This is a genomic window from Vibrio sp. V03_P4A6T147, assembly GCF_002241085.1.
Taxonomy (GTDB): Bacteria; Pseudomonadota; Gammaproteobacteria; order Enterobacterales; family Vibrionaceae; genus Vibrio; species Vibrio anguillarum.
Window position 1 is genome coordinate 1 of record NZ_NDIO01000347.1, and the last position, 11,117, is coordinate 11,117.

At 44.8% G+C, this 11,117-nt stretch carries 7 protein-coding genes; 5 read left to right on the forward strand and 2 right to left on the reverse strand.

From position 1 onward, the window contains the following. Window positions 1-49: 49 nt before the first annotated feature. Together B9J84_RS13515 and B9J84_RS13520 are read left to right on the forward strand one after the other, a co-directional pair. The gene (locus tag B9J84_RS13515; RefSeq protein ID WP_094124358.1) at window positions 50-1,144 is read left to right on the forward strand and encodes a NapC/NirT family cytochrome c; all 1,095 of its coding nucleotides are present in this window, start codon (window positions 50-52) and stop codon (window positions 1,142-1,144) included. 22 nt (window positions 1,145-1,166) lie between these two features. Continuing rightward, window positions 1,167-3,614, forward strand: coding sequence for a trimethylamine-N-oxide reductase 2 (locus tag B9J84_RS13520; RefSeq protein ID WP_017050542.1), 2,448 nt, complete (start codon window positions 1,167-1,169; stop codon window positions 3,612-3,614). A gap of 56 nt (window positions 3,615-3,670) precedes the next feature. On the opposite strand, the gene B9J84_RS13525 is transcribed toward B9J84_RS13520, so the two are convergent. Then, on the reverse strand, window positions 3,671-5,140 hold the full coding sequence (locus B9J84_RS13525) for a DEAD/DEAH box helicase (protein WP_094124359.1): 1,470 nt from the start codon (window positions 5,138-5,140) through the stop codon (window positions 3,671-3,673). Window positions 5,141-5,414: 274 nt separating this feature from the next. Here B9J84_RS13525 and B9J84_RS13530 point away from each other — a divergent pair, with 274 nt between their 5' ends. The 3 genes from B9J84_RS13530 (at window position 5,415) to B9J84_RS13540 (ending at window position 8,322) form a co-directional block, all read left to right on the forward strand. After that, on the forward strand, window positions 5,415-6,851 hold the full coding sequence (locus tag B9J84_RS13530; RefSeq protein WP_094124364.1) for a 6-phospho-beta-glucosidase: 1,437 nt from the start codon (window positions 5,415-5,417) through the stop codon (window positions 6,849-6,851). A 107-nt stretch (window positions 6,852-6,958) separates the two neighbouring features. Further along, window positions 6,959-7,963 (forward strand): LacI family DNA-binding transcriptional regulator, encoded by a 1,005-nt coding sequence (locus B9J84_RS13535; RefSeq protein WP_094124360.1) that lies wholly within the window; start codon window positions 6,959-6,961, stop codon window positions 7,961-7,963. Window positions 7,964-8,100: 137 nt separating this feature from the next. Next, complete coding sequence (locus B9J84_RS13540; RefSeq protein WP_094124361.1) at window positions 8,101-8,322, forward strand: hypothetical protein; 222 nt, start codon at window positions 8,101-8,103, stop codon at window positions 8,320-8,322. Window positions 8,323-8,453: 131 nt separating this feature from the next. On the opposite strand, the gene B9J84_RS13545 is transcribed toward B9J84_RS13540, so the two are convergent. After that, window positions 8,454-10,835 carry a glycosyl hydrolase 2 galactose-binding domain-containing protein gene (locus B9J84_RS13545; RefSeq protein ID WP_094124362.1) on the reverse strand — a complete coding sequence of 794 codons (2,382 nt, stop codon included), beginning with the start codon at window positions 10,833-10,835 and terminating at the stop codon, window positions 8,454-8,456. Window positions 10,836-11,117: the final 282 nt, after the last annotated feature.

The following is an 11,117-nucleotide window of genomic DNA, read 5'->3' on the forward strand; positions in this document are numbered from 1 at the left end:
ATGCAACGTGTTCTGTCAAAACCACATCCGTTGAGATTTGTGAGGAATAATGAATATTAAAAAAAGAATGATAGTGGGAGTTCTTGCTATTGGGGTGCTGCTCGGTTGGTTTAGCCTTGGAGGGACTCATGTCATCTTAGAAAAAACGTCGAGTATGGAATTTTGTCTCTCTTGTCATACTATGCAAGCACCCTTTCAGGAGTATCAAGGCTCGGTACACTTCAGCAATGCCAAAGGCATCCGTGCAGAATGTGCTGATTGCCATATACCCACTGATACTATGGATTATTTAGTCACTAAAATCAGGGCGTCCAAAGATATCTATCATGAGTTTATTACCAAGAAGATCAGCACACCTGAAAAGTATGAAGCGCATCGAGCCGAGATGGCTGAAACTGTCTGGGCGCAATTAAAAGCGAACGATTCTGCGACCTGTCGTTCATGTCACAGTGAAGATGCGATGGAGATTTACGACCAAACGGTGCAAGCACAAAAAATGCATCAGTACGGTATCGACAATAATCAAACCTGTATTGATTGCCATAAAGGTGTGGCGCACATGCTTCCTGAAGTCAAAATGGACAGCCAAGCATTAGCCCATTTAGTCGAAGAGGCTAAGTTAACCCCTGTGGGCACTTCTATTGTTTATGCGATGCAATCTACGTCCATTTCTGATTTCGGAACGATCAATCCAGCGACGCCGCTGAAAGTATTGAATGAAAGCGATGGCAAACGCACCGTTGAATTGAGTGGTTATCAGATGCAAGGTGCAGAACAAGTCTTGTATATGGGTGAAGGTAAGCGTGCTGTGATTGCTATGTTAACTGAAGCAGGGCAAAAAGCATTGAGCGTAAAAGAGTATAACGAAGATGCCTACGGAAATCAGTGGCGTCAAGTAACACTTGCCGGGGACATCGACACGCCAGTGTTGGGTAAAATGGATTCGCTTTGGGCATACGCTGAGCAATTGGACAATGTTTACTGTTCAACATGTCATGCCAAAATTCCGAGTAACCATTTTACGGTTAACGCGTGGCCTTCTGTGGCAAAAAGTATGGGGGACCGTACCTCTATTTCCGCAGAGGATCTAGAAATCCTCACGAAATATTTCCAATATAATGCGAAAGATGTTGTTGCCCAATAAAAAATGAAATAAGGATTCAGTGATGACTACTCTCACACGTCGAAGTTTTCTAAAAAGCGCTGGTGCAACTGCAGGTGCGGTCGCTATTTTTTCGGTTAAACCTATGCCAGTTCTCGCTTCCGCACCGCGAGGAGCTGGTGTACTGACTGCTGGGCGTTGGGGCGCTATGCTGGTTGAAGTTAAGGATGGGAAAATTATTTCCTCCAAGAATGCATTGCCGCAAACCGTACCCAATAGTCTACAAACCTCAGCGCCAGATCAAGTGCATACTCAAGCGCGGGTCAAATACCCGATGGTGCGTAAAGGTTTTCTAGCCAATCCCCATATGCCAGATGGTAAACGAGGAGACGATGAGTTCGTCCGCGTTAGTTGGGAAAAAGCGCTGCAATTAATCCACCAACAGCATGCCCGTATTCGCACTGCTTATGGAGCCGAGTCAATTTTTGCGGGCTCTTACGGCTGGCGATCCAGTGGGATTTTACATAAAGCCCAAACCCTACTGCAACGCTATATGAGTATGGCGGGAGGCTATTCGGGTCATTTAGGTGATTATTCTACGGGTGCTGCGCAAGTCATCATGCCTTACGTTGTAGGCTCAATAGAAGTGTATGAACAACAAACAACTTACCCTGTTGTACTTGAAAGTAGTGATGTTGTGGTGCTTTGGGGGCTTAACCCTATTAATACACTGAAAATAGCATGGAGCAGTACCGACGGCGCGGGGCTTGAGTTTTTTAATCAACTCAAACATTCTAAAAAAACCATTATCGCTATCGATCCTATGCGTTCGGAAACCATCGAATTTTTTGGTGAAAACGCTCAGTGGATTGCACCGCATCCTGGTACTGACGTTGCGATGATGTTGGGGATCGCCCACTCATTAGTTGAAAAGGGCCAACATAACCTCGAATTTTTGAATAAATACACCGCTGGTTACGACAAGTTTGAAGCTTATCTGCTAGGTCATTCTGATGGCACGCCAAAGACAGCACAATGGGCTGAGGCAATTTGTGGCGTTCCTGCCAAACAACTAGAGCTATTGGCTGATATTTTTAGCAAAAATAGAACTATGATCATGGCTGGTTGGGGAATCCAACGTCAGCAATATGGTGAACAAAAACACTGGATGCTTGTCACTCTGGCTGCAATGCTAGGGCAGATCGGTTTACCCGGTGGTGGGTTTGGTTTTTCATATCACTATTCCAATGGCGGTAACCCAACGCGAACTGCGGGTGTTTTACCTGCTATATCAGCGGCTATTGATGGTGGTTCATCTGCGGGTAATGATTGGGCCGTTTCTGGAGCAGTAAATAGTTTTCCTGTGGCTCGTATTGTTGAAGCGTTGGAAAACCCATCCGGTCAATATCAACACAACGGGCATGAGAAAACATTTCCTAACATCAAAATGATCTGGTGGGCAGGCGGTGCAAACTTTACTCATCACCAAGATACCAACCGTTTGATTAAAGCGTGGCAAAAGCCGGAACTCATCGTTATATCTGAGCCTTATTGGACTGCGGCCGCAAAACACGCTGATATTGTACTGCCCATCACGACGTCATTTGAGCGTAATGATCTCACCATGACAGGGGATTATAGCAATCAACATTTAGTGCCGATGAAACAAGCAATTGAGCCTCAATTTGAAGCGCGAAATGATTTTGATGTATTTGCTGATATGGCGGAGCTGTTAAAACCGGGCGGACGTGCAGTGTATACGGAAAATAAATCCGAAATGGAATGGTTGGCTGGTTTCTATAAAGGAGCTCAAGCTATCGGTCGCCAGAATCGGATTGCAATGCCTAACTTCAGCTATTTTTGGAAACAAAATCAGCTCATTGAGATGAAATGGAACGAAGCGAACGCGAAGTTTGTGCGTTATTCCTCTTTCAGAGAGGATCCTATCCTGAACCCTCTTGGTACACCAAGTGGCAAGATTGAGATCTTCTCCAAAACCATCGAAGGCTTCAAATATAGCGATTGCCCGCCACATCCTATGTGGATGCCGCCAACGGAGTGGGTAGGGAATGCTCAAGCCGATGAACTGCAATTGATGACATCGCATGCGGCTCATCGTCTCCATAGCCAGTTAAACTATGCGGCACTACGCGAGCAATATGCGATAGCAAACCGTGAACCGATCTGGATTCATCCAGAAGATGCAAAAGTTCGAGGGATCAAAGATGGCGATCTTGTCCGTGCTTATAATCAACGTGGCCAAGTCTTAGTTGGCGCGCTGATCACGGATGGAATTAAGCAAGGTTCGGTCTGTATTCATGAAGGGGCATGGCCTGATTTTGATAAACCTCATGGTTTATGTAAAAACGGAGGATGCAACGTACTGACCGCTGACATACCTACTTCAAGGTTAGCCAATGGCTGTGCTGGTAACTCTTCAATTGTGAAAATAGAGAAATATACAGGAGAGCCACTTCCTCTAACCGCATTCACACCGCCCAAAGGCGCGTAAAAGCAAAAAGGCCACTAGATGAGAGTGGCCTTTACTTTTTAATCAGAGAGTCGTAGTCAGTGAGTAATATCAGCTCGCCGCGATTTTGTTCTACGAGGTCTATTTTGTCCAGCCGATCCGCTTCTCGTGGGTTGGTTTGCACTTGGTTTGTTGCTGTTTGAACGAGTGGAATTGGCCGCTTTCGGCTTTCTGTCATTAGTTTTGGTATTCGCGCTTATGCTGTGACCTTTTGCTACATCACCAGAGCGCTGTCCGTCATTATGTTCTGGTTTGTTCTTTTTCGGCTTTTTCGCTTTAATCGGTTGTAGCGAAGGAGATGCCGGTAATTTGTTCACTGGCGCAAAGCCTTCAACCTCAATTCGTTCTAGTAAATTTTGGGTAAGGCGCTCAATGGCAAACATGTCTTTTGCTTCATCGGCGCAGACCAAAGAGATCGCATTGCCTTCAGCGCCTGCGCGGCCTGTACGGCCAATTCGGTGAACATAATCTTCAGGGACGTTAGGCAATTCAAAGTTTACCACTTGTGGTAATTGGTCAATATCAATGCCGCGAGCGGCAATATCCGTTGCTACTAAAATGCGGATCTCACCACTTTTAAAATTGGCCAATGCCTTAGTACGTGCGCCTTGACTTTTGTTGCCATGAATAGCGGCGGCGCTGATGCCACTGCCTTCAAGTTGTGCGGTTAAGCGATTAGCGCCGTGTTTAGTTCGTGTAAATACCAACGCTTGTTGCCAATTATTTTCTTTGATTAGTTGAATCAATAGCGCTGGTTTTTTCGCTTTATCTACAGGATGCACCCACTGTTTGACGGTTTTGGCGGTACTATTGCGTGGCGTAACCGAAATCTCGACTGGGTTGTTAACTAACCCTTTCGCAAGTTGGCGAATTTCATCAGAGAAAGTGGCCGAAAAGAGTAGGTTTTGACGTTTTGCTGGCAGCAGTGCAAGGATCTTTTTAATGTCACGAATGAAGCCCATGTCTAACATGCGATCCGCTTCGTCTAAGACCAAAATTTCTAATTGGTTAAATTTAATCGCATTTTGGTTGTATAAATCCAGCAGTCGACCCGGTGTCGCGACCAAAATATCTACTCCACGACGCATTTTCATCATCTGTGGGTTAACTTTCACACCGCCGAAAATAACTTCAGAGCGTAGTGGAAGGTTTTGTCCGTAAGTTGCCACGTTGTCGGCAACTTGCGCCGCTAATTCACGTGTCGGCGTCAGAATTAATGCACGCACTTGGTTGGGGCCTACTTTTGGGCCTTTAACTAATAGATCCAAAATGGGCAGGGTAAATCCTGCTGTTTTCCCGGTACCTGTCTGGGCCGCTGCCATCACATCTTTGCCTTCAAGAATGGCTGGAATAGCTTGCGCCTGAATTGGCGATGGTGTTTCGTAACCTTGAGAAGCAACGGCTTTCAGGATGGCATGGGATAAACCCAGAGAGGCAAAACTCATTAAAATGTCTCGATATGTAAATAAGGAAGTGATCCGCATCACGTTGCGGAAAGGCGCAAGCATACAGTAGTCACAGCAAAAGTGCTACGGAATGTCTCTGTTTGCCACTTGTCAGTAACAAATAGTGCGTATTTTCTTCCGAGAACATTAGAATTATTAATTTCAATGTAACCGGTTTCCGAAACCGGTTACATTTTTACGATAATCGTTTATGATGTCACGCAAAGTAGCAAAGCGATGATGTATTTCTATACAACGTGTCCACATGGCGTGAAATAGCATATTAGATCGACATAAGGGTACATTGAGTCAGCAAATAAAGACGAGGTAGATGACGATGGCAACGAATGGTTTTCCAAAAGATTTTTTATGGGGTGGGGCTGTAGCAGCACATCAAGTTGAAGGTGGATGGAACCAAGGTGGAAAAGGAGTCAGCATTGTCGATGTGCTCTCAAAAGGAGCGCATGAAGTACCTAGGGTGATGACCTCCGGTGTGGATGCAAATTATTTCTATCCTAATCATGAAGCCGTTGATTTTTATAGTCATTACAAAGGTGACATTGCACTTTTTGCTGAGATGGGTTTTAAATGTTTTAGAACCTCAATTGCTTGGACTCGTATTTTTCCACAAGGTGACGAAGTCTCGCCCAATGAAGCAGGGCTACAATTTTATGATGATCTTTTTGATGAATTGCTGAAATACGGCATTGAGCCAGTTATTACGCTTTCGCATTTTGAGATGCCATTCCACCTTGTACAACAATACGGGGGATGGGCAAATCGCAAGCTTGTGGATTTCTTCGTTAACTTTAGCCAAGTGGTGATGGAGCGTTATAAACAGAAAGTGAAATACTGGATTACCTTCAATGAGATCAATAACCAGCGAAATTGGGAATTCCCACTGTTTGGCTACTGTAACTCAGGGGTGATCTTCACTGAACATGACAACCCAGAGCAGGTGATGTACCAAGTCATGCATCACCAATTTATTGCCAGTGCTTTAGTGGTCGATCTTGGTCATAAGATCAACCCTCAATTTCAAATGGGTAGCATGATTCATATGATGCCGCTTTATCCCGCGTCGTGTCGTCCAGAAGATATGATCCGCTCTCAAGAAATGATGAGAGAGAAGTACTTGTTCAGCGATGTGCAAGTTCGTGGCTATTACCCAAGCTATATTTGGCGTGAATGGGAGCGAAAATCGATAACCGTTGATATGCTCGATGGCGATGAAGCGATACTGCGTAAGGGTTGTGCCGACTACCTTGCGATCAGCTATTACATGACAAATATTGTCTCTGATGATCGCAACGCTGAAGGTGAAACAACCAGTTTATTTAAACAAAGTCGCTTAAACCCTTATCTCACAGCGTCTGATTGGGGATGGCAAATTGACCCGGTAGGGCTTCGCTACGCGCTTTCTGAGTTGTATGAACGCTACCAGAAACCGATTTTTATTGTCGAAAATGGTTTTGGGGCGATCGATGAAGTCGATGAGCAAGGCCAAGTGCAAGACGATTATCGGATTGAGTATTTACAAGCACATATACGAGAAGTGAAGAAGGCCATTGCTATAGACGGCGTTGATGTCATGGGCTACACCCCTTGGGGCTGCATCGATTGTGTGTCGTTCACCACTGGTGAATATAAAAAACGTTACGGTTTCATTTATGTAGACAAACACGATGATGGTTCTGGTTCAATGGCTCGCAGAAAAAAGAAAAGCTTTTACTGGTATCAGTCCGTGATCAAAACCAATGGCGAACAATTATAAACGTGGAATGACAATAATAATTGTTGATTGAGAGCGTTCATCCAGCTTAGGAAATTAGGTAAACTCCCTCGGCTTCCAAGAGTCGGGGGTTTTTATTAGGAGTCACCATGGCGACAATCAATGACGTTTGTAAAGCAGCGGGCGTGTCTAAAGCCACCGTATCGCGCGTACTCAACCAAACTGGCCAAGTAAAAGCAAGTACGCGAGAAGCCGTTTTACAAGCCATGTCCACCTTGGGTTATCAACCTAATGTGTTGGCGCAAGCATTAGCCACAAACAGTGCAAATGCGATTGGGCTGATACTTCCTCAGTTTCAAGGGAGTTATTTTGGCAGCTTATTGCATCAAGCAGCACAAGGTGCCGAGCAAGCACGTAAGACCTTACTTGTCATGGACAGTCACGATAATGCGACAGGCGAATTAGCAGCAGTGCGCTCATTGCTCACTCAGCGTTGTGACGCCATCATGCTTTACAGCCGCCATTTGTCGAATCATGAGCTGGCATCATTGCAATCTGATGTTTCAGTGCCACTGATTGTACTCAATCGAACCTTGGAAGAGGTCGGTTTGCATAGTTTTGGTTTTGAGCAGCATCAAGCCGCTTCTTTAGCGATTAATCACTTGCTTGAACTTGGCCATCGCCGCATTGCTTGCATCACTAGCCCTTTGGACAGTGATACAGGACAACAGCGATTTGCTGCTTACCAGTCAGGCTTGCAGCAGGCTGGTATTGAGATCAATCACACGCTCGTTGTTGAAGGTGATAATTCTATGCTGGCGGGTTATGCCGCGGTTCAACGGTTATTAGAACAACAGAGTGAGTTCAGCGCTATTTTTGCCTGTAACGATGATATGGCACTAGGAGCAATGCGCGCACTTTACGAACGTGCCATTTTGGTACCCAATCAGGTCTCTGTGATGGGGATTGATGATGAGCCTGCGGCTGCGTATTCGGTGCCCAATCTCTCAACAATATCGCTTCCTATTGAGCAACTGACGAAGGATGCAGTAGCCTTGGCCCTACAATTGGCTGAAGGGAAGGGCTCGGATGATGCCAAGATACATCGCTATCTAGGTAAGCTGGTGCTTCGAGAATCAACGTGCGCACCTTAAGAGGCCTCGCAGATTAATGACTCATTGAAATAATGAGCATTTATTTTAATTAACTGTATAAATCCACAGTTAATTGTTTGACATTATGTCACTCTTTACTAAGCTGTATGTATGCACAGTGACGTTGGAGGTGAAATATGTTGTGGGAAACGCTAGAACGAGTTAACCGCCTTCGCCAAGAAGCGTTAGCCAACCCAGACTTTGTCCAATCCGCGCAAGACCATGAAGAGACATTGAAGCAGGTCGAGCAATACTTTGAACCAACGAAACGACGCAAGGCAGCAAAACGTGCAAAAACCCTTGCAGATATTTATCAACATACTGAATTTGGTGAAAACCCATCTGGTGTTCAACATTAGTCAGTGTTTGACATGAGCCAATGTTTAACATGCATTAGCAAAAATGGTTTAGCTTGCAAAGAGCTGCTTGATGCGCAGCTCTTTTTCGTTTCCTTCCTTAAGGCTGAGCGTTTGTCTTTATTCGGCTCAGTTCATTCAGCCAGTTGATAAATAGTACAGTTTAAGTGAGATTTATCGTCTGATCTAAAGGCGATTGTCCGCATTTGGTTGGGGAGCAAAAAGAAGCTGGAGTCAGAAAATTGTAGTACGTTGTCATGTTCTAGATGAACGTAAAGTGCAGGTCGGTCAGTGGTCAAACAGAGACTGCCCGCACGATATTCACACAATATGCGAGCCGATTTTAAGGGCAAGCGTTTGGGTACATCCGGCAGCCAAAAATTATCCCGCTGGCCATCCGTACTGACAAAGTAGATCGCTCCTTTTTCTGGTGTGAAATCCCTTATTGTGTGTTGCCACACGATTTGGTTACTCTCTTGGGGCAGTCGTTCATTGATTGACCAATGCTTTCGCAATTCTCCTTCCCATCCAAACCAATATATGTCACCCACAAGGTATTGCTCACCGGGCGCATCATTAATGGCTCTCAGTGATAGGTGTTTCTCATCTTCAGAAAAACAGGCCAAAAGCGGGTTATAAAACCGTTTGGCGTGATAATGTAATTGCTTCCAGCGTCCAGAATACTCAATGCTTGACCAAGACGCGACGGGCCAGTTGTCATTGAGTTGCCAATATAATATGCCACGACAAATCGGTGAGGTTGCCCGCCACGCTTCGACAGCCGTTTTAATCGCCATGGCTTGCTGAACTTGGCTCAAATAAAGCATCTGCTGGAAGCCATTCGGGAAACGGAAATAGCGAGTAAACATTTCGGTGATGATGCTATTACCACGAGCATTCTTTTGGTGATGTTCAAAATGAGGCGCACTGATATTCCAGCCGCTTTCTGGGATAATCTGCTTCACTTCACTAAATGAAGGCCAAGACTGATAACCGAATTCTGAACAAAATCGTGGGGATATTGAATGGTAAGCGTCAAAGGATTTACCTGAATGCCACACATCCCAAAAATGCATGTCACCTTTATTATCATCATGCCAAGCGTCACCAAAATCTAATTCACCATTGCAAGGTGAGCTTGCCCAAAAACGGCGACTTGGATCTTGTTCATTGACGAGGATTTCTAAAAAACGATTGAGTCGGTCGTAATTGACTAGGTATTTTTCACGGTTTTCTCGAGATTCTGGATACCAAGTTAATGAACCAATCACCTCATTATCACCACACCAAATGGCAAGGCAAGCATGGTGCTTCAAACGTTGTATTTGTTGTGTGACTTCTTGCTTTACCTCTTCTAAGAAACTCGGTGTTGAAGGGTATTGTGCACAGGAAAACATCAGATCTTGCCAGACTAATAATCCGAGTTGGTCGCAAAGTTGATAAAAATGATCGTGTTCATAATCACCCCCTCCCCACACACGAATCATATTCATGTGAGCTTCTTGTGCGGCTCGTAACAGCTGTTGATAACGGGAAAAATTGACTTTGCTTGGCATGGCGTCCATTGGTATCCAATTCGCGCCCTTCACTGATATCGAGACCTCATTCACGATAAAGGTCATTTCACTGCCGATGGAATCTTTCTCAGTGCGCAACGTGAGACGTCTTAAGCCAACTTGGCGGTTGATCTGCTGCTGTGCCATGGTAATAGACAGTGTGTATAAATAAGGGTCACCGTAACCGTTTGGCCACCAGAGATGCGGATGGTGAACATCAATATCTACACTGCTTTGGTTGCAAAATGCCTCACTATCGATCGTAATAGTTTGATCGCCAAAAGTAAGTGTGATGGGTGTGGAGAGCGATTCGCTATGCCGTATTCTCACGTGCAGCGTAACGTGTGTTAAAGCATGCCAAACTTGTTCAATATCCACACCCAGCAGTGAATATTCTTGTACCGTTTTTAATTGCATTGGTGCAAAAATACCACAAACAGCAAGGCATATACCCCAATCCCAACCACTGTGGCATTGAGGTTTTCGCACGGTGTTCATGTGAGGAAGTTGATTATTCCCTTGCGCCCACGGAATGGGAAAGGGCAGCTCATCGGCTCTTTGCTTGGCTACCGAAGCGGCAGGTTCAAATCGCCATTCAAAATGATTTACACCAATTTGCAGATAATGGCGAATATTAACAGTATAGGTTTGAAAAGCATTATGGCACTGTAAAACCTTCTGTCCGTTGATCCATAGATCAGCAAACGTATCGACCTTATTCAGCTCCAGTAAGTGGTTTGGGCACTGAAGGTCTGCCGCATTTAAAGTGATCGCTTTTGTTAATACCCAATGACATAAACCAGCCCACTGAACCTGAGACTCATTGGATGCATAATAGGGATGAGGGATCAAACCCGCTTGCAGTAATGCATGATACTGGTCACCGGGCAGTGTCATCGCGATTTGGATATCGGGATACTCGGGTGAGCTCAATCGCCATTCACCGTTTAAATCAAACATAAATCCACCTCAAAAAATACGATTTACAAGGGCTAAATGAGCTGATTTAACCATGCACTATGAAATAAAAATGTGCATGGGTGGCAGGCTCAAAAGTTGTGCGAAGTTTTTAGATTAAGTTGCGAAGCAGTCAATAATTATGATTTTCTTGACTTTAATTTGACGTCACTAAGCTTGACGAGCGGCTTGTTTTAACTTGTTTTGTCTTGGCACATCTTGAAACAATTTGTTGTGAAAGTGTCCGCTTGTGGCGGTTTATTTAAAAAATCATTTTTGGAAATG

Coding starts and splice junctions, on each gene's coding strand:
- B9J84_RS13515 (WP_094124358.1), top strand. CDS start 50: ATGAATATTAAAAAAAGAATGATAGTGGGAGTTCTTGCTATTGGGGTG.
- B9J84_RS13520 (WP_017050542.1), top strand. CDS start 1,167: ATGACTACTCTCACACGTCGAAGTTTTCTAAAAAGCGCTGGTGCAACT.
- B9J84_RS13525 (WP_094124359.1), bottom strand. CDS start 5,140: ATGCTTGCGCCTTTCCGCAACGTGATGCGGATCACTTCCTTATTTACA.
- B9J84_RS13530 (WP_094124364.1), top strand. CDS start 5,415: ATGGCAACGAATGGTTTTCCAAAAGATTTTTTATGGGGTGGGGCTGTA.
- B9J84_RS13535 (WP_094124360.1), top strand. CDS start 6,959: ATGGCGACAATCAATGACGTTTGTAAAGCAGCGGGCGTGTCTAAAGCC.
- B9J84_RS13540 (WP_094124361.1), top strand. CDS start 8,101: ATGTTGTGGGAAACGCTAGAACGAGTTAACCGCCTTCGCCAAGAAGCG.
- B9J84_RS13545 (WP_094124362.1), bottom strand. CDS start 10,835: ATGTTTGATTTAAACGGTGAATGGCGATTGAGCTCACCCGAGTATCCC.